The organism is Pseudomonas guariconensis, from assembly GCF_024127895.1.
GTDB lineage: Bacteria > Pseudomonadota > Gammaproteobacteria > Pseudomonadales > Pseudomonadaceae > Aquipseudomonas > Aquipseudomonas guariconensis_B.
Genome location: NZ_JAMYBK010000003.1, coordinates 90,582 through 113,774, shown reverse-complemented (window position 1 = coordinate 113,774; position 23,193 = coordinate 90,582). Strand labels below are relative to the sequence as shown.

At 67.4% G+C, this 23,193-nt stretch carries 21 protein-coding genes and 1 pseudogene; 15 read left to right on the top strand and 7 right to left on the bottom strand.

The window, feature by feature from the left end; all coding sequences use genetic code 11:
* Positions 1 to 6 precede the first annotated feature (6 nt).
* The 4 genes from NJF35_RS05325 (at position 7) to NJF35_RS05310 (ending at position 3,783) form a co-directional block, all read left to right on the top strand.
* The gene (locus NJF35_RS05325; RefSeq protein WP_253090851.1) at positions 7 to 261 is read left to right on the top strand and encodes a helix-turn-helix domain-containing protein; all 255 of its coding nucleotides are present in this window, start codon (positions 7 to 9) and stop codon (positions 259 to 261) included.
* 84 nt (positions 262 to 345) lie between these two features.
* Positions 346 to 921 (top strand): antibiotic biosynthesis monooxygenase, encoded by a 576-nt coding sequence (locus tag NJF35_RS05320; protein ID WP_225787759.1) that lies wholly within the window; start codon positions 346 to 348, stop codon positions 919 to 921.
* A gap of 85 nt (positions 922 to 1,006) precedes the next feature.
* A complete protein-coding gene (locus NJF35_RS05315) occupies positions 1,007 to 2,656 on the top strand; it encodes an MFS transporter (protein ID WP_253090768.1) in 1,650 nt (549 codons plus the stop codon).
* Positions 2,653 to 3,783 (top strand): HlyD family secretion protein, encoded by a 1,131-nt coding sequence (locus NJF35_RS05310; RefSeq protein WP_225787757.1) that lies wholly within the window; start codon positions 2,653 to 2,655, stop codon positions 3,781 to 3,783. The genes NJF35_RS05315 and NJF35_RS05310 overlap by 4 nt, the downstream gene beginning before the upstream one ends.
* A 38-nt stretch (positions 3,784 to 3,821) precedes the next feature.
* On the opposite strand, the gene NJF35_RS05305 is transcribed toward NJF35_RS05310, so the two are convergent.
* A complete protein-coding gene (locus tag NJF35_RS05305; RefSeq protein WP_253080529.1) occupies positions 3,822 to 5,582 on the bottom strand; it encodes a SulP family inorganic anion transporter in 1,761 nt (586 codons plus the stop codon).
* A gap of 171 nt (positions 5,583 to 5,753) precedes the next feature.
* Between NJF35_RS05305 and NJF35_RS05300 the strand changes: the two genes are divergently transcribed.
* From NJF35_RS05300 to NJF35_RS05280, 5 genes are all read left to right on the top strand, one after another.
* Positions 5,754 to 6,665 (top strand): LysR family transcriptional regulator, encoded by a 912-nt coding sequence (locus NJF35_RS05300; protein ID WP_225787755.1) that lies wholly within the window; start codon positions 5,754 to 5,756, stop codon positions 6,663 to 6,665.
* A 134-nt stretch (positions 6,666 to 6,799) separates the two neighbouring features.
* On the top strand, positions 6,800 to 7,993 hold the full coding sequence (locus NJF35_RS05295) for a CaiB/BaiF CoA transferase family protein (protein ID WP_225787754.1): 1,194 nt from the start codon (positions 6,800 to 6,802) through the stop codon (positions 7,991 to 7,993).
* The gene (locus NJF35_RS05290; RefSeq protein ID WP_225787753.1) at positions 7,990 to 8,928 is read left to right on the top strand and encodes a hydroxymethylglutaryl-CoA lyase; all 939 of its coding nucleotides are present in this window, start codon (positions 7,990 to 7,992) and stop codon (positions 8,926 to 8,928) included. Before NJF35_RS05295 ends, NJF35_RS05290 begins: the two co-directional genes overlap by 4 nt.
* An 88-nt stretch (positions 8,929 to 9,016) precedes the next feature.
* Positions 9,017 to 10,348 carry an MFS transporter gene (locus tag NJF35_RS05285; RefSeq protein WP_253080528.1) on the top strand — a complete coding sequence of 444 codons (1,332 nt, stop codon included), beginning with the start codon at positions 9,017 to 9,019 and terminating at the stop codon, positions 10,346 to 10,348.
* A gap of 121 nt (positions 10,349 to 10,469) precedes the next feature.
* The gene (locus tag NJF35_RS05280; RefSeq protein ID WP_225787751.1) at positions 10,470 to 11,102 is read left to right on the top strand and encodes a hypothetical protein; all 633 of its coding nucleotides are present in this window, start codon (positions 10,470 to 10,472) and stop codon (positions 11,100 to 11,102) included.
* Positions 11,103 to 11,131: 29 nt separating this feature from the next.
* On the opposite strand, the gene NJF35_RS05275 is transcribed toward NJF35_RS05280, so the two are convergent.
* The 3 genes and pseudogenes from NJF35_RS05275 to NJF35_RS05265 all read right to left on the bottom strand — a co-directional run.
* Positions 11,132 to 12,007 carry an AEC family transporter gene (locus NJF35_RS05275; RefSeq protein ID WP_225787750.1) on the bottom strand — a complete coding sequence of 292 codons (876 nt, stop codon included), beginning with the start codon at positions 12,005 to 12,007 and terminating at the stop codon, positions 11,132 to 11,134.
* Between the two features lie 189 nt (positions 12,008 to 12,196).
* Positions 12,197 to 12,523, bottom strand: a complete 327-nt coding sequence (locus NJF35_RS05270; protein ID WP_225787749.1) for a DUF6555 family protein — start codon at positions 12,521 to 12,523, stop codon at positions 12,197 to 12,199.
* A gap of 225 nt (positions 12,524 to 12,748) precedes the next feature.
* Positions 12,749 to 12,904 (bottom strand): annotated as a pseudogene (locus NJF35_RS05265) (general stress protein); the annotation flags it as partial.
* Between the two features lie 341 nt (positions 12,905 to 13,245).
* Here NJF35_RS05265 and NJF35_RS05260 point away from each other — a divergent pair.
* A complete protein-coding gene (locus tag NJF35_RS05260; protein ID WP_225787747.1) occupies positions 13,246 to 13,503 on the top strand; it encodes a hypothetical protein in 258 nt (85 codons plus the stop codon).
* Between the two features lie 86 nt (positions 13,504 to 13,589).
* Positions 13,590 to 17,732, top strand: coding sequence for a CheR family methyltransferase (locus NJF35_RS05255; protein ID WP_253090767.1), 4,143 nt, complete (start codon positions 13,590 to 13,592; stop codon positions 17,730 to 17,732).
* 157 nt (positions 17,733 to 17,889) lie between these two features.
* Here the strand turns inward: NJF35_RS05255 and NJF35_RS05250 are convergent, their stop codons facing one another.
* The 3 genes from NJF35_RS05250 to NJF35_RS05240 are packed head-to-tail and all read right to left on the bottom strand — an operon-like array spanning position 17,890 to position 19,054.
* A complete protein-coding gene (locus NJF35_RS05250; protein WP_253090766.1) occupies positions 17,890 to 18,441 on the bottom strand; it encodes an ATP-dependent Clp protease proteolytic subunit in 552 nt (183 codons plus the stop codon).
* 47 nt (positions 18,442 to 18,488) lie between these two features.
* Positions 18,489 to 18,884, bottom strand: a complete 396-nt coding sequence (locus NJF35_RS05245; protein WP_253090765.1) for a low affinity iron permease family protein — start codon at positions 18,882 to 18,884, stop codon at positions 18,489 to 18,491.
* A gap of 29 nt (positions 18,885 to 18,913) precedes the next feature.
* Entirely contained in the window at positions 18,914 to 19,054 is a 141-nt protein-coding gene (locus NJF35_RS05240) for a hypothetical protein (protein ID WP_225787743.1), read from the bottom strand.
* A 269-nt stretch (positions 19,055 to 19,323) separates the two neighbouring features.
* Between NJF35_RS05240 and NJF35_RS05235 the strand changes: the two genes are divergently transcribed.
* Genes NJF35_RS05235 through NJF35_RS05220 form a run of 4 tightly spaced genes read left to right on the top strand, consistent with a single transcriptional unit; the run spans position 19,324 to position 23,181 of the window.
* The gene (locus NJF35_RS05235) at positions 19,324 to 20,241 is read left to right on the top strand and encodes a DUF72 domain-containing protein (RefSeq protein WP_253090764.1); all 918 of its coding nucleotides are present in this window, start codon (positions 19,324 to 19,326) and stop codon (positions 20,239 to 20,241) included.
* Entirely contained in the window at positions 20,238 to 21,023 is a 786-nt protein-coding gene (locus NJF35_RS05230; RefSeq protein WP_253090763.1) for an endonuclease/exonuclease/phosphatase family protein, read from the top strand. Before NJF35_RS05235 ends, NJF35_RS05230 begins: the two co-directional genes overlap by 4 nt.
* Complete coding sequence (gene clsB, locus NJF35_RS05225; RefSeq protein ID WP_253090762.1) at positions 21,020 to 22,222, top strand: cardiolipin synthase ClsB; 1,203 nt, start codon at positions 21,020 to 21,022, stop codon at positions 22,220 to 22,222. Before NJF35_RS05230 ends, clsB begins: the two co-directional genes overlap by 4 nt.
* Positions 22,222 to 23,181, top strand: coding sequence for a lysylphosphatidylglycerol synthase domain-containing protein (locus NJF35_RS05220; protein ID WP_253090761.1), 960 nt, complete (start codon positions 22,222 to 22,224; stop codon positions 23,179 to 23,181). Before clsB ends, NJF35_RS05220 begins: the two co-directional genes overlap by 1 nt.
* Positions 23,182 to 23,193: the final 12 nt, after the last annotated feature.

The following is a 23,193-nucleotide window of genomic DNA, read 5'->3' as shown; positions in this document are numbered from 1 at the left end:
TGCTCGCTGTCGCGCAGCTATTTCACCCGGGCCTTCAAGCGCAGCACCGGCCTGTCTCCCCATGAATGGCTGATGAAGCTGCGTATCGACAAGGCCAAGACGCTGATGACGCAGAGCCACCTGCCCCTGTCGCAGATCGGCCTGGAATGCGGTTTCGCCGACCAGTCGCACCTTTCCCGGGTGTTCCTCAAACAGGTTGGCGTCGCGCCGGCCAGCTGGCGTCGCGCCCAGCGACACGGCAACGACGAGCAGGGCACATAGGTGCAAAGCCGGCACATTCATTCAAGAAACCTCGCACGGACGAGGCTAGCGTAGTCACCAGCACCGCAAACCGAGGGCGGCCCGATGACCCATGACCTGTCTCAAGATGTCGCGACATTGCTGGTACGCCACTGTGTGAAACAAGGCGCGGAACAGGACTATGAGCAGTGGCTGCGCCGCACCGTGGCCACGGCCAAGCGCTACCCGGGCCACCTCGGCGTCGATGTGATGCGTAACCGCGACGCCGGCCAGCATCAATTCACCTCCGTCATTCGCTTCGCCAGCACTGCCCAACTGCAGGGCTGGCTCGACTCCGACGAGCGTCGCCAACTGGTCGCGCAAGTGGCCCCGCTGCTGGTCGATGGCGACCGCACCGAGGCGAACGCCGACCGCGAGTTCTGGTTCACGCCCTCCGAGCAAGGCAGCGCGCCGGTGCGCTGGAAGCAGGCCTGCGTCACCTTCCTGGTGATCCTACCCCTGAGCCTGGGCGTGCCGCTGCTGTGGCAGCCGCTGTTCGCCCGCTGGCCCTGGCTGGGGGGTTATGTGGCCAGCAACGTGCTGATCACGCTCAGCATCGTGCTGCTGGTGGTGTATATCTTCATGCCCCAGGTCACACGCTGGTTCGCCCCCTGGTTGGAGAACAAGCGCAGCGGGGCGTAGCCCTGATCGTGGTCGCGTAGGTGTTTTCCTTGGCCTGGGTTGTCGCGTAGAGTTTCCCCACGCGAACCAAGGCACCGCATCACGCATGGACAAATACGCGCCACGCCAGTGGTTTCCCCACGAAAAGCCCAGCCTGCCCGGCTCGCCATCGACCCCTTTGCATGCCCCGGCCAAGCGCCTGGCCTTTGGCGTGGTCGGCCTGCTGGTGGCCATCACCGGTGGTTTGGGCAACGCCCTGGTGGTCGCCAACCTGCCGTTCCTGCAAGGCGCCCTGGGCGCGACCAGCGCGGAAATGGCCTGGCTGCCCGCCGCCTTCGTGATGACCAACGTGTCGATGAACCTGCTGCTGGTGAAGTTCCGCCAGGAGTTCGGCCTGCGCGCCTTCACCGAAGTGTTCCTGGTGCTCTATGCCCTGGTGACCTTCGCCCACCTGTTCGTCAACGACCTGAACTCGGCCATCGCCGTGCGCGCGGCCCACGGCATGGTCGGGGCGGCGCTGAGCTCGCTGGGCCTGTACTACATGATCCAGGCCTTCCCCGCGCAGTGGCGCCTGAAGGCCATGGTGCTGGGCCTGGGTGCCTCGCAGCTGGCGGTACCGCTGGCCCGGGTGTTCTCCGAGGACTTGCTGCAGATCGCCGAGTGGCGCGGCCTGTACCTGTTCGAGCTGGGCCTGGCGCTGGCCGCGCTGGGCTGCGTGCTGCTGCTCAAGCTGCCGCCGGGCGACCGCTTCAAGACCTTCGAACCGCTGGACTTCCTGACCTTCTCGCTGATGGCCAGCGGCACCGCCCTGCTCTGCGCCGTGCTGTCGCTGGGACGCATCGACTGGTGGCTGGACGCGCCGTGGATCGGCGTGGCCCTGGCTGCGTCCATCGCCCTGGTGTGCTCGGGGCTGGCCATCGAGCACAACCGCCGCAACCCCTTGCTGATGACCCGCTGGCTGGGCAGCGCCGCGGTGATCCGCCTGGCCCTGTGCGTGATCCTGATCCGCATGGTCACCTCGGAACAGTCCACCGGCGCGGTGGGCTTCCTGCAGGGGTTGAACATGGGCAGCGAGCAGATGCGCACCCTGTACGCGATCATGCTGCTGGGCGCGGTCTGCGGGCTGGTCACCAGCGCCCTGACCATCAACCCCGCGCACCTGGTCACGCCGCTGTTCATCTCGCTGGCGGCGATGGCCACCGGGGCCTTCATGGACAGTGCCTCGAGCAACCTGACGCGCCCCGGGCAGATGTACCTGAGCCAGTTCATGCTGGCCTTCGGCAGCACCTTCTTCCTCGGCCCGTCCATGGCCCTGGGCATCAGCCATGTGCGCACCAACCCGCGCAATCTGGTGAGCTTCTCGGTGATGTTCGGGATCTGCAACAACCTCGGCGGCTTGATCGGCTCGGCCCTGCTGGGCACCTTCCAGACCGTGCGCGAGAAGTTCCACTCCAGCAACCTGGTCGACCAGCTGAGCGCCCTCGAACCGTTGGTCGCGGCGCGGGTCCAAGGTGGCGGCGCCAGCTACGCCGGCATCATCCATGACCCGGCCCTGCGCAACGAGGTCGGCATGCGCCTGCTGGCCAACGCGGCCACCCGCGAGGCCAATATCCTCGCCTATAACGATGTCTTCATGCTGATCGGCGCCGTTGCCGTCGCGACCATGATCTGGATCCTCATCCGCGGCAGCTGGGTCAAGTACGCGACCCGGCAGGCCCCCTCCCCCGACACCACCAGTGGCGCTTCGACCCGATGACCCAACCGACCCAGTCCACGACCACCACCGCCATCGCCGAGACCCCGGAAGGCACCACGCCACCCAGCGAGCCGAGCAGCCCGGTACGCTCGCGGCGCGTGCGCATCCTCTCGTCGGTCAGCTTCGCCTGCGTGGCCCTGGCCGGCATCCTGCTGGTGCTCTATGCCTGGCGCCTGCCGCCGTTCAGCAGCGCCATCGAAAGTACCGAGAACGCCCTGGTGCGTGGCCAGGTGACGATCATCGGCCCACAGCTGGGCGGCTATATCGTCGAGGTGCCGGTGCACGACTTCCAGTTCGTCAAGGCTGGCGACCTGCTGGTGCGCCTGGACGACCGCATCTACACGCAGCGCCTGGCCCAGTCCATCGCCCAGTTGCAACAGCAGCAGGCGGCACTGGCCAACAACCTGCAGCAGCGCAAGAGCGCCTTGGCCACCATCGCCCAGCGCCAGGCGGCCATCGACGATGCTGCGGCGCAGGCCGCCAAGGCCCAGGCCGACCTGCGGCGCAACGAGGCGCTGGTCAGCGATGGCTCGGTGTCCCAGCGTGAACTGGACCTGAGCCGGGCCAGCCATGCCGCGGCGATCGCCAGCCTGGCCCAGGCCAGGGCGGCGCTGGAGATCGCCCGCCAGGACCGGGAGACGGTGATCGTCAACCGCGCTGCCCTGGAAGCGGCGGTGGAGAATGCCAAGGCCGCCGTGGAGCTGGCCCGCATCGACCTGGACAACACCCGGGTGACGGCCCCGCGCGATGGCCAGCTGGGGCAGATCGGCACCCGCCTGGGGGCCTACGTCAACCCGGGCGCGCAACTGATGGCGCTGGTGCCCGATACCCTGTGGGTGATCGCCAACATGAAGGAAACGCAGATGGCCAACGTGCGCATCGGCCAGCCGGCGACCTTCACCGTCGATGCCCTCGATCATTTGCGGTTGCGCGGCCACGTGCAGCAGATCTCGCCGGCCACCGGCTCGGAGTTCGCCCTGTTGCAGGCGGACAACGCCACCGGCAACTTCGTCAAGATCGCCCAGCGGATCCCGGTACGGATCACCGTCGACCCCGACCAGCCCGAGGCACAGCGGCTGCGGCCGGGGATGTCGGTGGTGGTCAGTATCGATACGCGGGAGCAGTGACGGCTGGCCATTGGGGGCTGCTTTGCAGCCCCCAATACTCAGGGCGTCCAGTCCACGCCATGGTCATCCAGGTAGTCATCCACCGCCGCCCCCACCGTTGGGTGGAAGATGTCGGTGCCGATATGGCTGAGCACCTCCAGGCGCAGCAGCTTGTCCTTCACCGGGTCTTTCACCTCCGCCAGGTGCAGCTCGATGCCCGCATTGCGCAGCAATTGCTCCAGCTCGACGAGCATGTCGGCCGAGGTCACGTCCACGCTGGTGACCGGCTCCGCCGCCACCACCACCCGCCGCACCCCGGCCCCGGCGTCGGCGACGGCGTCCAGCACGCAGCGCTGGAACAGCTCGGCATTGGCGAAGAACAACGGCGCATCCCAGCGAAACAGCACCAGCCCCGGCACCCGTCGGGCATGGGGGTAGCGCGACACGTCGTGGTAGCCGCGAATGCCGGCGACCCGGCCAAGCACGGCATAGTGCGGGCGCCAGCCATCCCAGAGGAACTCGATCACCGCGATGACCACCGCCAGGCCAATGCCTGGGACCGCACCGAACACCGCCACGCCGACGAAGCAGGTGATCGACAGCCAGAACTCCCAGCGCTGAATGCGGTAGATGCGCCGCAGGTCCTTGAATTCGAACAAGCCAATCGCCGCCGCGATGACCACCGCCGCCAGGGCGCTTTCCGGCAGGTGGTGCAGCAGGTCGGGCGCCAGCAACAGCAGCAGCGCCACGCCCAGCGCACCGACCACACCGGCCAGTTGGGTCTTCGCCCCTGCCGCCTCGGCCACCGGCGTGCGTGACGAACTGCTGCTGACCGGAATGCCCTGGAACAACCCGGTCGCGAGGTTCGCCAGGCCCAGGCCGAGCATTTCCTGGTTGGGGTCGACCTGGGTGCGGGTCCGGGCGGCGTAGGTCCGCGACAGCACGCTGGTATCGGCGAACGACACCAGCGCCACCGCGGCACCGCCGATCAGCACGGTGGCCAGGTCATCCAGGCCGATCGAAGGCAGGGAGAACCCCGGCAGCCCCTCGGGCAGCGCGCCGACCACCGCCACCCCATGACTGGCCTCCAGGCCCAGTCCACCAGTGGCCAGGGTCGCGAGCAGCACGGCGATGAGAATGCCCGGCACCCGCTCGTAGCGCTTGCACGCGAGGATGATTGCCAGGGTCGCGGCGCCCAACGCGAAGGCGTGCCAGTTGGCCGCGCCATCGAGCAAGGCGCGCAGCAGTTGCGTGGTATCGCCCAGCGGGCCGCTGCTCTGGCTGGAGATACCGAACAACTTGGGCGTCTGGCTGATCAGTACCGTGAGGGCGATGCCGTTCATGTAGCCGTAGCGGATCGGCTTGGACAACAGCTCGGTGACGAACCCCAGCCGCAGCAGGCCGGCAGCGATGCAGATCAGCCCCGACACCAGGGCCATGGCACTGGCCAGGGCGATCGCGCGCATCGGGTCGCCGGCGGCCAAGGGTAGCACGACGGCCAGGATGATGGGCACCAGCGCCGAGTCCGGCCCCAGCACCAGGATGCGGCTGGGCCCGAACAGCGCATAGGCGAGCAAGGGGACGATGGTGGCGTACAGGCCGTAGATGCCCGGCACGCCCGCGGCCTGTGCGTAGGCGATACCGACCGGCACCAGCATGGCCGTCAGCACCAGGCCGGCGAGCAGGTCCCGGGGCAGGCAGCCCGGCGGGTAGTGGCGCAACAGGCGCAGGCCGGGCAACCAGCGCTGCCAGCCGCCGGCTGGCGCAGCGGCCTTGTACGGTGGCGGCGGGTCCTGCCGGCTCGGTGAGCGATTGTCCATGGGCCCCCTGGCTCAGAAGCGCGGCCCCTCCCCCCCGAAGAGCTTCCAGGCCGCCGATCACTGCAGTATGGATGACGCACGGCGCCTTGCCGGCTCACGCGCAGGCCATGACAAACATCGCCCCAGCGTTTACTGTCGCGCACGCACGCCCTGCCTGCCGGAGTTGTCCCCATGCAACTGAACAACCTGATCCGCCGCCTCGACCTGGTCACCCTGCAACTGTTCGTGGCCATCCACGAGGAAGGCAGCCTGACCCGCGCCGCCACCCGCGAGGCTATCGCGGTCTCGGCGGCGAGCAAGCGCCTGAACGAGCTCGAGGGGGCCCTGGGCTCGCCACTGTTCGTCCGCCAGGCCCGTGGCATGCAGTTGACCCCAGCCGGCGAGACCCTGCTCCACCATGCCCGGCGCATGCTGTTCAACCTGGAGAAGATCGGCCTGGAGCTGGGTGAGCACCTGCAGGGCGTGCGCGGCTACGTGCGCATGCTCGCCAACCTGTCGGCGATCATCCAGTTCCTGCCCGAGGACCTGGCGCTGTTCTGCGCGCACCACGAGCGGATCAAGGTGGACCTGGAGGAGCGGCCGAGCAACGGCGTGATCCAGGGCCTGCTCGACGGGGTCGCCGACCTGGGGATCTGCTCCAGCGACAGCGACACCCGCGAGCTGCTCAAGGTGCGCTACAAGCGCGACCAGCTGGTGCTGGTGCTGCGCGCCGGGCACCCGCTGGCAGGGCATGGCCAGGTGGCCTTCGTCGATGCCCTGGACAACGACTTCGTCGGCCTGCACGCGGCCAGTTCCATCAACATGCGCACCCATGAGGCGGCGCGCCGTGCCGGCAAGGTGCTGCGCCTGCGTATCCATGTGCCGAGCTTCGATGCCGTGTGCCGCATGGTGCAGGCAGACATGGGCGTGGGCATCCTGCCGCGCCAGGCCTTCGAACTGTTCGGCGGTGCGCTGGGGCTCCAGGCCGTGGCGCTCAGCGACGACTGGGCCGAGCGCGAGCTGCTGCTGGTGGCGCGCGACCTCGACTCGCTGTCGCCGGTCAGCCGGCTGCTGTTCGAGCATTTGCGCGGTGACAGGGGTTGAGAATGGGCTGACAGGCTCACCGGACACCTCGACCGTTCGCATTTGGCGAACGGTAGTTGCCGACACAGGATTGGTGCCCTCGCCCGCGTCGCCGTAGCCTCTGGCACATAGTCCAAGAACAAGAGGTACGCACCATGCCCGCCCCACTCGAAGGTATCAGGGTCCTGGAAATAGGCACACTGATCGCCGCCCCGTTCGCCGCTCGCCTGCTCGGTGAGTTCGGTGCCGAAGTAATCAAGATCGAAGCCCTCGGCCAAGGCGATCCCCTTCGCAAGTGGCGAAAGCTGCACCAGGGCACCTCGCTCTGGTGGTACCTGCAGTCGCGCAACAAGAAATCCCTGGCGCTCGACCTCAAGGCCGCCGAAGGCCTGGAGATCGTCAAGCGCCTGTTGCAAGACACCGATGTACTGATCGAGAACCTGCGCCCCGGCGCCCTGGAGAAACTCGGCCTGGGCTGGGACGTGCTGCACGCGCTGAACCCCAGGCTGACCCTGGTGCGCATCTCTGGCTACGGCCAGAGCGGTCCCTACCGCGACCGCCCGGGCTTCGGCGCCATCGGCGAGGCCATGGGCGGCATCCGCTACACCACCGGCGAACCGGGCTCGGCCCCGGCCCGCGCCGGCGTCAGCCTGGGTGATTCGCTGGCCTCGCTGCACGCCGTCATGGGCGCCCTGCTCTCGCTGTTCAACGTGCGTGCCAACGGTGGCGAAGGCCAGGTGGTGGATGTGTCGCTGGTGGAAAGCGTGTTCAACCTGATGGAGAGCCTGGTCCCCGAATACGACCTGCTCGGCCATGTACGTGAGCGCAGCGGCGGTGCCCTGCCCGGCATCGCACCGTCGAACACCTACCGCACCGCCGACGGCGCCTTCGTGGTCATCGCCGGCAACAGCGACCCGATCTTCCGCCGCCTGATGCACACCATTGGCCGTCCGGACCTGGCCGAGGCCGCCGAGTTCGCCCACAACGATGGCCGCGCCGCCCAGGCCGCGCTGCTCGACGAGGCGATCGAGGGCTGGACCCGTCGCCATCCCATCGCGCAGGTGCTGGCCGCGCTGGAGGCCGCCGAGGTTCCTGCCGGGCGCATCTACTCGGTCGCCGACATCGTCGCCGACCCGCACTACCAGGCGCGCGGCATGCTGCTCGACAGCCAACTGCCAGATGGTACCCCGGTGCGCATGCCGGGCATCGTGCCCAAGCTGTCCGCCACCCCGGGGCGGGTCGACTGGCAAGGCCCGGCGCTGGGTGAACACACCGATGCCCTGCTCGCGGGCATCGGCCTGGGCGAGGACGACATCGCCCGCCTGCGTACCGAGGGGGTGGTGCAATGATCCCGGCCAATCCCGACTTCATGCTGATCCAGGAAGTCGCCCCCCGCGACGGCCTGCAGATCGAACCGACCTGGGTGCCCACCGAAGAGAAGATCGAGCTCATTGACGGTCTCTCGGGCCTGGGGTTCTCGCGTATCGAGGCGGGCTCGTTCGTCTCGCCCAAGGCGATCCCGGCGCTGCGCGACGGCGACGAGGTGTTCCGTGGCATCCGCCGCCAGCCCGGGGTGGTCTACGTCGCCCTGGTGCCCAACCTCAAGGGTGCCGAACGCGCCCTGGCCGCCGGCGCCGACGAGCTGAACCTGGTGCTCTCGGCCAGCCAGTCGCACAACCTGGCGAACATGCGCATGCGCCGCGAGCAGTCCCTGGCCGGTTTCGGCGACATCGTCCAGGCGGTGCACGGGCGCTCGGTCAGCCTCAATGCCACGGTCGCCACCGCCTTCGGCTGCCCGTTCGAAGGGCATATCGACGAAGACCTGGTGCTGCGCCTGCTCGATGCCTACCTCGAACTGGGCGTGCAAGGCGTGACCCTGGCCGATACCACCGGCATGGCCAACCCGCGCCAGGTCGCGCGCCTGGTGCGGCGTAGCCTGGAACGCCTGCCCGCGGCCATGCTCACCCTGCACTTTCATAACACCCGTGGCCTGGGCCTGTGCAACGTACTGGCCGCCTACGAAGCCGGGGCCCGGCGTTTCGACGCGGCCCTCGGCGGGCTCGGTGGCTGCCCCTTCGCCCCAGGCGCCTCGGGCAACATCTGCAGCGAGGACCTGGTCAACCTGTGCGCCGAAACCGGCATCCCCACCGGCATCGATCTGGACGGCCTGCTGAGCCTGTCACGCAGCCTGCCGGCGCTGCTCGGCCACGAGGTGCCCGGGCAACTGGCCAAGGCCGGACGCAATTGCGACCTGCACCCGTTGCCGGAGCACCTGCCCGGCTGAAACACCGCGCCATCCGGGGGCCCCCGGCCCCCACCAGACAACAAGAACAACAGGGCCGCCTGTAGTGCGGCCGACTGGAGAATGAACGATGAGTCTTTCCGCCCTGCAACTGGGCGCCAGCGATGGCGCCGACAGCGAAAAAGCCCTGGTGCGCAAGGTCGCCTGGCGGCTGATGCCGCTGATCATGGTCTGCTACCTGTTCGCCTTCTTCGACCGCATCAACATCAGCTTCGCCAAGTTCCAGTTGCAAACCGACCTTGGCTTCAGCGATACCGCCTACGGCCTGGGCGCCAGCCTGTTCGTGGTCGGCTATGTGCTGTTCGAGGTGCCCAGCAACCTGATGCTGTACAAGGTCGGCGCGCGCCGCTGGATCGCCCGCATCATGATCTCCTGGGGCCTGGCCACCGCGGCCATGGTGTTCGTCACCAGCGAGTGGCAGTTCTATGCCCTGCGCTTCATCATCGGCGCCATGGAAGCCGGCTTCGCGCCGGGCGTGCTGTACTACCTGACCCTGTGGTTCCCGCGTCACTACCGGGGCCGCATCACCTCGCTGCTGTTTCTCGCCTCGGCCTTCGCCGGGTTGTTCGGCGCCCCCTTCTCGGGGCTCGTGCTCGACCACCTCGACGGGGTGATGCAGATCCGCGGCTGGCACTGGCTGTTCCTGCTCGGCGGCCTGCCCTGCGTCGGCCTCGGCCTGCTGGTGCTGACCCTGCTCAAGGACCGTGTCGAGGATGCCGGCTGGCTGGACGCCCGGGAGAAACAACTGCTGCTCTCGCGCATCGACCCGCCCCAGGCCGCCCACGGCCAGGGCTCGCTGCTGCAAGCGATCCGTATTCCCGGCTTCCTGACCTTGGGGCTGATCTACTTCCTGATCCAGATCGCCTCCTATGGCCTGAACTTCTGGGCACCACAGCTGATCCGCAGCGCGGGTACCGAGAACCCGTCGATGATCGGCCTGCTCACCGCGGTGCCCTATATCTGCGGCGCCATTGCCATGGTGATCTGCGGCAGGCTGTCGGACGCCACCGGCGAACGCCGCTGGTTCACCGCCGGGCTGGGCGCCCTCGGGGCGCTGGGTTTCCTCTGCGCCGGGCTGTTCGATGACAACACGCCGCTGCTGATCCTCTCCCTGGGCCTGCTCGGGGCTGGCGTGGTGGCCTCGATCCCGAGCTTCTGGGCGCTGCCGCCGAAACTGCTGGCCGGCGCTGGCGCCGGGGCTGCCGGTGGTATCGCCCTGATCAACACCCTTGGCCAGTTGGGCGGCATCGTCAGCCCGGTGCTGGTGGGGCGCATCCGCGACCTGACCGGCAGTACCACCCCGGCGCTGTACCTGATCGCCCTGACCTGCCTGGTCACCGTCGCCCTGGTGCTGTTCGCCCTGCCGCAGAAGCTGCGCACGCGGGATGTGCCCCATCAGTGATGGGGCCCGCCGATTGCGCAGATGCCGTCCTGCCATGATTGCGCACCCTCTGGCCCGCGGGTTCTAATTCTGCCCGCCGGCCACGCCGGAGCCTTACCTTCGCAATCAAGGACGCTTTACCATGCACAGGAAGATCGTACCGCTGGCACTGCTGGCCACCTTGGCCGGCTGCTCGGATACCAAGGATGCCAGCGAGGCCAATTTCCAGAAGGCCGCCCAGGCCTACCTCGACACCCAGTACCCCCGCTGCTTCGTGATCACCTCGTTCCCGACCAAGACCCGCGACTTCGACCTCAACGGCACCAACAAGGCGCTGCATGCCCTGGCCCAGGTCGGCGTGGTCAGCGAAAAGGAGATCTCCCGCACGCAAGTGCCCGAGCGCCTGTGGCAGCCGGCCCGCACCGACATCTACTACGCCTACGACCTGACCGACGAAGGCCGCAAGTACTACAAGGCCGATGCGCAGCAGAGGATGAACGGCACCACCTCTGGCGGCCTGTGCTTCGGCAAGGCCCAGGTCACCGCCATCGAGCGGTTCAGCGAGCCGGGCGAGATGATGGGCCAGCAGATCTCCCGCGTGACCTACGCCTACAAGGTCACCGACCTGCCCGCGTGGGCCGGCGATGACAACGTCAAGGCCGGCATCTCGGGCCTGGACAAGATCGTCGCCAGCGCCCAGACGCCGCTGAAGGAAACCCGTGCCATGGTCCTGACCAACAAGGGCTGGGTGCACGAGCGGCTGTTCGGCAAGTAGCCATCCGAGGCGCAGGGCCCGCCCTGCGTCTACAACCACCAGGCCAGCACTGCCGGCAACCAGGCGAACGACAGCACCGTCGAGCACATCACCAGGTTGGCCACCTGCTCCGGCGAACGGTTCGCCCGCACCGCCAGCAGGTAGTTGAACACCGCCACCGGCATCGACGACTGCACCACCAGCACCGCCCGCTCCAGCGGCTCCAGGCCGAGCGCCGCGCCCACGCCCCAACCCACCGCCGCCCCCAGCACGATGCGCAGCCCGCCGAGCAGCAGGCCGTTGCCTACATGGCGCAGGCGGATGCTGGCCAGTGACACGCCCAGGGTCAGCAGCATCAGCGGGATGGTCATGCCGCCCAGCAGGTCGACGGTGTTGGCCAGCCAGCGCGGCAGCTCCAGGTCGAGGAAGATGATCGGCATGGCCCCGACCAGGCTGATCACGATCGGGTTGCGCAGCAACGCCTTGAACGACGCAGCGCTGCCGGACATGGCCAGGCCCACGGTGAACTGGAAGATCGACAGGGTCAGGAAGAACGCCACGGCCAGGGCCAGCCCGTGTTCGCCGAAGGCATACAGGCTGATCGGCAGCCCCATGTTGCCGGTGTTGGGGAACATGAAGGCCGGCAGCAGCACTCGCCAGTGCTGGCCCGACGCACGGCAGACCAACAGGCCGGCCAGGGCCATGCCGAGCATGCACAGCACGCAGCCCAGGGCCATGCTGGCGAAAGCCGTCGGGTCGAGGTCGGTGCGGCTCAGGGTCGACAGCACCAGGGACGGAGTGCCGACCGTCATGACGATCCCGGCGATGAACTCGGTCGGGTAGTCGAGCCCGCGGCGGGCCCAGGCATAGCCGATGCCGGCGACGATGAAGACAGGCGCCAGGACGGCGAACAGCGAAGCCAGCATGTGTTCTCCCTGAACCGGATTAGAGAAGGCAGCCGCCATTATGCGGGGGGTGGCCCCTTCTCGGGCAAGCCTTGCTGCCAGTTTTGCGGCCGCTTCGCGCCGGCTTCCACAGGTTTCCCACTGCCCTCAGACGCGATGGAGTACCTGTGGGAGGATAGGGCTGGTACAGACAAACAAGACAATCGACGATCAGGCAATGACCGCAGCTTCCCCCTCCCCTGGCAACGGCGAATCGCCCGGCAAGGCTGCCGCCACCCCGGGCCCGGACTTCGGCACGAACTGCGCCCCGCTGCCCGACAAGCGCCAACTCACCTCGGTGATCCCGTAGCGCTCGGCCATCGGCCGGCTCACTTTCCTGATCCGCTCCCGCCCGAATTTCGGAATGATCCCGACCCCGGCATCACAGCTGGCCCAATGCCAGGCCTCGGCGTTGTCCATGCGTTCCAGGCGAATGATGAAGCTGCGCTGCTCGCCATGCAGTCGATAGTCGATGATGTACAGCTGTGGGGTTGGCATCGTAGGGGCCCTCCTCTTCTCCATGGATGACTTCCTGATTGATCGGGGTTTTCCGTGAAGATTCAAAAGATTGTCGAACAATGTGAATGAGTGGGCTGAAACCCTCGCCGCGGCCTGCATCCCTGTGCCAGGAGGGTATGGATCGATCCGGGGCGGCGGCCCCTGGCCACCACCCCGGATCGCTGCCCGGCCGGTTCAGCGCCGGGCCTCAGCGAACGCAGGCCTTCACCGGTTGTGGCCGCCGCCGTGGCTGTGCTGGCCACCCTTGCGGCCGGCCTCGGAAGCGCGCTCACGGTCATTGGCGAAGTTGCCCCCGGAGTTCTGGCCGCCTTTGTGGCCGGCGCGGGAGGCTTTTTCGCGGTCGTTGGCGAAATTGCCCGGGTTGGTTTCCTTGGTGCCGCCACGTTGGCCGGATCGCTCTTGGTCACGCGCCATGTCGTTTCTCCTTGCTAGTGGAATTGGCTTGGCACGGAATTGCGCCATGCAGTACTTCCGAACCGGCGCTGGCGGCCTCTGCTCAATCGACATGGCCCAGGGCTGACGAGTGGCGCCAAACGCCCGCTTGGCCAAAAGCTTGTGCGCCAGCGTCTGGCGCAGGGACGCTTGCCGGCGATGGGGCGCGCAGCGGCCCCGAATGGCTTGCCCGCAGTTTTTTCGCACTTCCCCGCCCCAGCCGCTGTCACACCTCAGGATGCCGTTCCCCCAACACCAGGAAGACCGTCATGACACCGACCCACGCCACCCGCCAGGCCTGCCGCCAGCTCGCCCTGGAGCAGAACCAGCGCCTGTTCGCCCAGGCCTACCAGCTCGACCACGCGGCCTTCGCCCTGCTCGAGCGCCCCGGCCTGGATGCCGGTCGCTTCGACCACTACCAGTCGCTGCGGCGCAAGGCCGCCGAACGCTACGAGGAGGCCCTGGAGCACCTGGCGCTGATCGACCAGAGCTTTGGCGCGCGTTCACCGGCGATCGCTCGCCGCTGAGCCGAAGGGCGGCCTATAATCGCGCATCACACGCCCGGCGATGCTTCCAAGGGCCGAACCTTCAGGTCTGTACAAGGCTCCGTTCCATGAAGTCGTCCTCCAAGCAGTCCCCAGCCGCCCCGCAGAACCCAGCGCTGAGCCCCAGCCACCTGGACTTCCCGGTGGTTGGCATCGGCGCCTCGGCAGGTGGCCTCGAGGCCATCTGCACCTTCTTCCGGCAGATGCCTGCCGACTGCGGCATGGCCTTCGTCGTGGTGCTGCACCTGTCTCCCGACCACCAGAGCGTGGCCGACCGCATCATCCAGGAAACCACCGCCATGCCGGTGCGCCAGGTCAGCGAGCCGGTGCCCATCGAGCGCAACCATGTCTATGTGATTTCCCCGGCCAACCGCCTGTCCACCAACGACGGCTACCTGCGGGTCAGCCCGGCCAACCGCCGACGTGGCGACCATGTGGCCATCGACCTGTTCTTCCGCGACCTGGCCGACGTGCACAAGGACCACGCCTTCTGCGTGGTGCTTTCGGGCACCGGTGCCGATGGCGCGGTGGGCCTGTCGCGGATCAAGGAGCAAGGCGGCGTGACCCTGGTGCAGGCGCCGGACGATGCCCAGTACGATGGCATGCCCCGCGCGGCGCTGGAGACCGGCATGGTCGACCTGGTGCTGCCGGTGGCCGACATGCCACAGAAGCTCATGGAACTGTGGCACAACGCCCGCCAGGTCCGGCTGCCGGAAATCGAGGACGACACCCTGCCGCCGGCGCTGGGCAGCCGCCGTGGCGACGCGCGTCAGGCCGAGCCGCTGCTGGAGGAGATCCTGCTGCTGTTGCGCACCAATACCGGCCACGACTTCCAGCACTACAAGCGCGCCACCGTGCTGCGCCGCCTCGAGCGGCGCTTGCACGTCACCGGCCAGGCCGACCTTGCCGCCTACTACCGCTACCTGGAGCAGCACCCGGAGGAGTCCGCGGCGCTGCTGGCCGACATGCTGATCGGCGTGACCAACTTCTTCCGCGACCGCGAAGCCTTCGAGGCGCTGGAGCGCCATGTGCTGCCCGAGCTGGTCAGCGACGGCGAAAGCGGCGACGGCCCGGCCGAGATCCGCGTCTGGTCGGCTGGCTGCTCCACCGGCGAAGAGGCCTACAGCCTGGCCATGCTGGTCTGCGAGCAACTGGCCGTGGAGCAGCGCGCGGCCAAAGTGCAGGTGTTCGCCACCGACCTGGACGAACGCGCCATCACCTTCGCCCGCAGTGGCAGCTACCCCGAGGCGATCGTCACCGACGTGCCGCCGGCACGGCTGCGCCAGTTCTTCGTCAAGGAAGACCAGCACTACCGGGTACGCAAGGAAATCCGCGAGAAGGTCCTGTTCGCCCGCCACAACCTGCTGTCCGACCCGCCCTTCTCGCAGATCGACCTGGTGGTCTGCCGCAACCTGCTGATCTACCTGGACCGCGAGGTGCAGCACGACATCCTGCAGATGTTCCATTTCGCCCTGCGCCCTGGCGGTTACCTGTTCCTCGGTTCGTCCGAGTCGGCCGACGTGGCCGGCGAGCTGTTCACCCCGGTGGACAAGCGCAACCGGATCTTCCGGGCCCGTGCGACCAACCCCGCCAGCCGGCGCTCCGGGCGCGAGTTGCCCGGCGCCGAGGTGCAGGCACCGATCCCGGACAACCGCACCAAGGCCCGCCCCGGGCGCAAGCTGTCCTACGCCGAGGTGCACCACCGTGCCCTGGCCCGGCGCACGCCTCCGAGCCTGATCGTCGACGGCGACGGCAACATCCTGCACATGAGCGAAGGGGTCGGCCGTTTCCTGCACCTGGTAGGCGGCGAACCCAGCCGCAACCTGCTCAACCTGGTCCTGCCACCCCTGCGCCTGGCCTTGCGCAGCACGCTGTTCCAGGCCCGCCAGGGCTCCCAGGCGGTCACCTCGCGGCCGGTGGAGCTGGTCGAGGGCGAGCGCAGGCTGCAGGTGGAAGTGGTGGTCCAGCCGCACAAGGACGAGCCCAGTGCCAGCGAGTACCTGCTGGTGGTCTTCGAGGAGCGCCTGCCAGACCCATCACTGCTGCCGGCCAGCGGCATCCGCCAGACCGACAGCATGGTCCTGGCCAACCTGGAGCGCGAGCTGCAACGCACCCGCCTGCAATTGCAGGAAACCATCGAGCAGTCGGAGATCTCCAGCGAGGAGCTGACCGCCTCCAACGAAGAGATGCAAGCCATCAACGAGGAGTTGCGCTCGGCCAGCGAGGAGCTGGAGACCAGCAAGGAAGAGCTGCAGTCGATCAACGAAGAGCTGCTGACGGTCAACTACGAACTCAAGAACAAGGTCGAGGAAACCGACAAGGTCAACGACTACCTGAGCAACCTGATCGCCTCCACCGCCATCGCCACGGTGTTCGTCGACCGCAACCTGCACATCCGCTGGTTCACCCCACGCGCCACCGACATCTTCAACATGCTGCCGGTCGACACCGGCCGCTCCCTGCTCGACATCACCCACCGCCTGGACTACCCGGAGCTGGCCGACGACGCCCGCGCCGTGGCCCAGGGCGAGACCACCATCGAGCGCGAGGTGGGCGGCGAGAACCAGCGCTGGTACCTGGCACGCCTGCTGCCCTACCGCTCCAGCGAGCAGAAGATCGACGGCACGGTGCTGACCTTCATCGACATCAGCAAGGGCCGCGCCGCCGAGGAGCGGTTGCGCCTGGGCGAGGAACGCATGCGCCTGGTGGCCGAGAGCACCCATGACTTCGCCATCATCCTGCTCGACGAGCACGGCCTGGTCACCGACTGGAACACCGGCGCGACGCTGATCTTCGGCTACGCCAAGGCCGAGGTGATCGGCCGCCACTACGCATTGATCTTCACCGAGCAGGACCGCCGCGAGGGCGTGCCGGAGCGTGAGCTGCGCGCGGCCCGGCTCAACGGTCGCGGCCAGGACGAGCGCTGGCAGGTGCGCAAGGATGGCAGCCGGTTCTACTGCAGCGGCGAGATCTCCCTGCTCAAGGGCAGCAGCTTGCGCGGCTACGTCAAGATCGCCCGCGACCTGACCGGGCACAAGCGCCTGCACGACGAGCAGAGCAAGCAACTGGCCGAGTCGCAGAACACCAGCCACATGAAGGACGAGTTCTTCGCCATCATGTCCCATGAGCTCAAGCACCCGCTGAACCTGATCCAGCTCAACGCCGAGATCCTCCGCCGCCTGCCGTCGGTGAAGCACACCAGCGCCGCCAGCAAGGCGGTTGGCACCATCTGCGACGCGGTGTCCAGCCAGGCGCGGATCATCGACGACCTGCTCGACGTGGCACGCATCCGCACCGGCAAGCTCAAGCTCAAGACCGAGCCGGTGGACCTGTGCGCCATCCTGCGGGGCATCCATGCGGTGGTGGTCAGCGAACAGCACCCCTGCAACGTGGTGCTGGAGATGCCGGCCGATGACCAGGCGCTGTTCATCGAGGGCGACAGCACGCGCCTGGAACAAATCATCTGGAACCTGCTCAACAATGCCTTGAAGTTCAGCCCCACTGGCAGCGACATCCGCCTGGTGCTGGGCCGCCAGGGCGAGCAGGCCTGCCTGCAGGTGATCGACCAGGGCATCGGCCTGAGCGAGCAGAGCCTGGAGTGCATCTTCGACCTGTTCAACCAGGGGGTCCCGCAACCGGTCGGCCACAGCCGCGAGGGGCTGGGGATTGGCCTTTCGCTGGTGCGCCAGCTGGTGCAGGCCCATGGCGGCAGCGTCCAGGCCAGCTCGGCGGGGCTCGGCAAGGGCTGCACCTTCGTCGTGTGCCTGCCGTTGTGCGACGCCGACCAACCCGCCTGTGCCCCGGCCGGCGAGCAGCAGGCCGAGGGCCGCTTGAGCGGTATCCGGGTGCTACTGGTGGACGACTCGATCGAGGTGCTGGAGGTGATGCAGCAGTTGCTGGAAATGGAGAGCGCCGACGTGCAGGCCTACAGCGACCCACGCGCGGCGCTGGAAGCCGCCGGGGGCGAGCGCTACGACATCATCCTCTCTGACATCGGCATGCCGGGCATGGACGGCCACGCCCTGATCAAGGCGCTACGCGGCCATGCCCACCTGCGCTACACGCCAGCCATCGCCCTGACCGGCTATGGCGCCAGCGCCGACCAGTACAAGTCGCGGCAATCTGGCTTCGACCGCCACCTGAACAAGCCGGTGGGTTATGACGAACTGGTGGAGGCGATCGAGGCATTGAGCGGCTCGGTGCCCTACTGACCGCTCATCCGGCCGGTGGCGGATCGGGCACGACATTCAGGGCATCGCGCCACCGTCATCTGCCGTCATGGCAAGAAAACCCACAAGCGACTCCGAGTTCGCGAGCCCAAGGCACAGGATGCGATGGGCGCGGCCCGAGAATGAACTCCCGAGGCCCCTAGGCATGCACGCTCCACTGGCAGGCATCCGCTGCGATCGGCATCTCGTCGATGGCATGGATCATCCCGCTCTGCAACGCTTCCTTGGCCCCGAGGATACGCGGATAGGCCATCAGGTAGCGGGGCACGTCGAGCACCTCGGTGGCGCCCTCGGTGCGCTCGGCGACGATCTGCGCGTAGAGCTGCAGGTCGTAGTCCAGGCTCATGGCGTATTCGGCCATCCGGGCATGGTCCACCGAGCCATGCAGGGTCCAGTGGAACGGATGGAACAGGAACTTGCTCATGGCGCAGGCGGTACGGCGCTCGCCGGCCAGGAACAGGATGTTGCCCATGGACTCCACCGTGCCCAGGTTGTGGGTGTGCACCGGCACCGGCAGCGAGCGCAGGAAGTTGTACAGGGTGAAACCGTAGCTGCACTCCCCGCCCATGGTGGCGATGTTGACCTGCAGCACCTCGGCGCCCTGCTGCAGGGCACGGGAACAGGTGTTGATCAGGTTGCCGCAGGTGGATGAGTTGATCGGGCCGGTGTAATGGATGATGTGTCTGGCCATGCGTGCCTCCAGGGTTGGCAGATCATTCCAGTGGAACGGGCTGGCCTTCAGCCCGCTTCGCCATCGCGAGGCGGGTGGGCCGCATCGTTTCGCTCGCCCTGCTCGCCCAGGCGCTGGTACTGCTTGCGCAGTGCATGCAGCTGGGCCGGGTCCATGTCTTCCAGGTCGAGCAAGGCCTTGTGCGCCTTGCGGGTGGTGCGCAGCAGCTCGTCGATCTTGATGTGCAGTTCGTCGTTGTCGCGGTTCTGGGTGTTCTGGATCAGGAACACCATGAGGAAGGTGACGATGGTGGTCGAGGTGTTGATCACCAGTTGCCAGGTGTCATTGAAGTCGAACAACGGCCCGCTCACGCCCCAGGCCAGGATCACTACGAGGGCGATGGCGAAGGTCAGCGGGCGGCCGGACCAGTTGGCCAGCCATTGGGCGAAGCGGTCGAATTTCATGTTGGCGGTCCTCCCGCGCTGCCTGGGCCTCAGCCCGGCAGCTTGTCCTCGCCGGGCAGGCCTTGCAGGTCGGGGTCGTCCGGCAGGACCTCCGGCTCGTCGTCGATCGGCTGCGGCTGGGTCGTACCGGGCAGTTCGTGCAGTTCGTCGAAAGCGTCGTCGGTCTTCATCGCAGGTTCTCCTCTGGCTGACGAGGCGCGGTTTCGCGGCCCCGGCATCCGGTGGAGAGACAGGCCACGGCAAAGTTCCAATTGTGAGCGCCGTGGTTGAAACCCAGGGGCTGCTTTGCAGCTCAACCCCAAGCCACGACCGAAAGGCCACTCGTCAATCCTGCTGAACCTGGCCACGCCTGCCCAGTCGCACATTCAAGAGCTGCCCGCATCCGTGGCCAGGTTTTCCAGGACGCGGGCGATATCCTCCACGAGCGAAGGAAGGCACCGTGAGCGAGATCCGCATTGGCATTTCCGGTTGGCGCTATGGCCCCTGGCGCAAGGATTTCTACCCCACCGGCCTGCGCCAGGACGACGAACTGGCGTTCGCCTCGCGGGCGGTCAACAGTATCGAGATCAACGGCTCGTTCTACGCCCTGCAAACACCCGAGCGCTACCGCAATTGGCACGACCAGACACCCGAGGGCTTCGTCTTCTCGGTCAAGGCGCCGCGCTACATCACCCATGTGCGACGGCTCAAGGAGATCGAGCAGCCGCTGGCCAACTTCTTCGCCTCCGGGCCGCTGCTGCTGGGCGACAAGTTGGGGCCGATCCTCTGGCAGTTTCCGCCGAGCCTCAGGTACGACGAGGCGAGCTTCAGCCATTTCCTCGAGTTGCTGCCGCACCGGCGCAAGGCCGCACGGGCTTGCGCCGAGCAGTGCAGCGAACAGCTGAAGGGCAACGGCGCCACCGCGCTCAAGGGTGACGGGGCCCTGCGCCATGCCGTGGAGATCCGCCACGACAGCTTCTGTTGTACGGCCTTCGTCGAGCTGTTGCGCCGCCACAACGTCGCCCTGGTGGTGGCCGACAGTGCAGGCAAGTGGCCCTATGTCGAGGATGTGACGGCCGATTTCGTCTACCTGCGCCTGCACGGCGACGTCGAGCTCTACAGTAGCGGCTATACCGCCCGTGCCCTGCGCCGCTGGCAGGCGCGCATCGAAGCCTGGAGCCGGGGCGGACAGCCCGACGATGCCCAGCTGGTCGTCCAGCGCGCCCCGCGCAAGCGGGCCTCGCGGGACGTCTACTGCTATTTCGACAACGACCAGAAAGTCCACGCGCCCTACGACGCCCGGCGCTTGCTGGAAAGGCTCAAGCTGGACGGCGAGCTGCTCACCGAGCCGGGCGTGGAACCGGAGGTCGAGCTGTGAACAAGACCCTGCCCGCCCCCCGCTGCATCATCGACCGGGTCACCGCCGTGCATCGGCTGAACGTGCTGACCATCAACGTGCATAAGGGCTTCACCCTGTTCAACCGACGCTTCATCCTGCCCGAGCTGCGCGAGGCGGTGCGTGCCACCGGCGCCGACCTGGTGTTTCTCCAGGAGGTACACGGTAGCCACCAGGAACACGCCCTGCGCCATCCGGCCTGGCCGGCCACCCCCCAGTACGAGTTCCTCGCCGACAGCATGTGGCCGCAGTTCGCCTATGGGCGCAACGCCGTGTACCCCCACGGCGACCACGGCAATGCCCTGCTGTCGAAGTTTCCCATCGCCGAGCACCACAATCTCGACGTGTCGATCCAAGGCAACGAGCAGCGCGGCCTGTTGCATTGCCGGCTGGAGGTGCCCGGGCACGAGCAAGTGCATGCCGTCTGCGTGCACCTGGGCTTGCGCGAGGCCCACCGGCAGAGCCAGGTACGCCTGCTGCTGGAGCTGCTCGACAGCCTGCCGCCCAAGGCCCCGGTGATCGTCGCCGGTGACTTCAACGACTGGCGGCTGAAGGCCGATGCAGTGCTGTCCCAGCGCCTGGTGGAAGCCTTCGGGGAACACTTCGGCACACCGGCGCGCAGCTTCCCGTCGCGCCTGCCGCTACTGCGCCTGGACCGCATCTACCTGCGCAACGCCATGCCGTGCGCGGCCCAGGTCCTGTCCAAGTACCCCTGGTCGCACCTCTCCGACCATGCGCCCTTGGCGGCAGAGGTGAGCCTGTGAACAGACCCTGGGTGGATGGCAACCATGTCGAGCTGCTGATCAACGGCGAGCAGTACTACCCGCGCGTGTTCGAGGCCATGGCCCAGGCGCGGGAAGAGATCCTGCTGGAAACCTTCATCATCTACGACGACAAGGTCGGCCAACAGCTGCAGCAGGTGCTGATCGATGCCGCCCGGCGAGGTGTACGGGTCGAGGTGGCCGCCGACGGCTACGGCACCGCCGACCTGCCGGATAGCTTCGTCTCGGCCATGACCGAGGTCGGCATCCGCTTCCATGCCTTCGACCCGCACCCGCGCCTGGCGGGCATGCGCACCAACCTGTTCCGCCGCCTGCACCGCAAGATCGTGGTGATCGACGGCAAGCGGGCATTCATCGGCGGCATCAACTACAGCGCCGACCACCTCGGCGACTATGGCCCGATGGCCAAGCAGGACTATGCCGTGGAAGTCACCGGCCCGGTGGTCGCCCAGTTGCATGCCTCCAGCCGCCGCCTGTTGGCGCCAGTACTGCAGCCGCCGAGCCAGGTGCGCCCGGTCACCCAGCCCTGCGGCCAGGCCAGCGCCGTGTTGGCCGAACGCGACAACGGCCGTCATCGCAACGACATCGAGGCCTATTACCTGGAGGGCTTTCGCCTGGCGCGCCGGCGCATCCTGGTGGCCAACGCCTACTTCTTCCCCGGCTACCGGTTGATGCGCGAACTGCGCAATGCCGCCCGACGGGGCGTGGAGGTGACCTTGATCCTCCAGGGGCAGCCAGACATGCGCTGGGTCAGGGCCCTGTCGCGATTGCTGTACAACTACCTGCTGCGCGACGGCGTGCGCATCCACGAATATTGCCAGCGCCCCTTGCACGGCAAGGTCGCGCTGGTGGACGAAGAGTGGGCCACGGTGGGTTCGAGCAACCTCGACCCGTTGAGCCTGTCATTCAACCTGGAGGCCAACCTGCTGATCCGCGACCGCGCGTTCAACCAGCAGCTGTATCGGCGCCTGAGCGAACTGGCCAGCCAGCAATGCAGGGCGGTCACCCTGGAGCGGATGATCCGTGGCTACTGGTGGCGGGCGCCGCTGATCTTCCTGTGCTTCCACATCATCCGCCATTTCCCGCGGATCGCCGGCTGGTTCCCGGCCCATCGCCAGGAACTGCAATCGCTGCGCCCGACCCAGGAAGACGAGTCCACCTACCACGAGGGCAAGACCTGATGGAGCGAAAACCATGGCAGACCTGGGGCAAGCGCCTGCTCACCCTGGCGTTCCTGGTGCTGGTGCCGGCGCTGCTGTACATGCTGGCGCGCAACCTGGACTGGAGCGAAGTGCGCCAGTCGCTGCTGGCCTACAAGCCCGCGACTCTGGCGGTGGGCCTGGCCCTGGCCCTGGCCAGCTACCTGGTGTTCGCCAGCTACGACCTGCTCGGCCGTGCCTATACCGGCCACCATTTGCCCGTGCGCCAGGTATTGCCGGTGGCGTTCGTCTGCTATGCCTTCAACCTCAACTTCACCACCTGGGTCGGCGGCGTGGCCCTGCGCTACCGGCTGTACAGCCGCCTGGGCCTGGACACGCCGACCATCACGCGGATCCTGACCCTGGGGCTGTTGACCAACTGGGTCGGCTACATGCTGCTGGCGGGCACGGTGTTCGCCCTGCGCCTGGTCAAGCTTCCGGACGACTGGGCGGTGGGCGTCGTCGGCCTGCAACTCATCGGTTTCCTGTTGCTGGCCGTGGCGCTGGGCTACCTGCTGGCCTGCGGTTTCGCCAAGCGGCGCACCTGGCGCTTGCGCGCGCATGAAATCACCCTGCCGTCGCTGCGCCTGGCGCTCTGCCAGGTGACCTTGGGCGCGAGCAACTGGGCGCTGATGGCGGCGTTGATCCACTGGCTGCTGCCCCAAGAGCTGTTCTTCCCATCGATCCTGGGCATCCTGCTGATCAGTTGCGTGGCCGGGGTGGTGGCGCACATTCCCGCCGGGCTCGGGGTGCTGGAGGCGGTGTTCCTCGCCCTGCTCCACGGCCAGCTCGGCCAGGGCAGCCTGGTGGCCGCGTTGCTGGGTTACCGCACGTTGTACTACCTGATTCCGCTGTTGCTGGCGGTGCTGGTCTACCTGGTGCTGGAAAAGCGCGCCAAGGCCATGCGCCGGCGCGGCAAAGCGACATTGCGCAAGACCTGACGACGGCCGCGA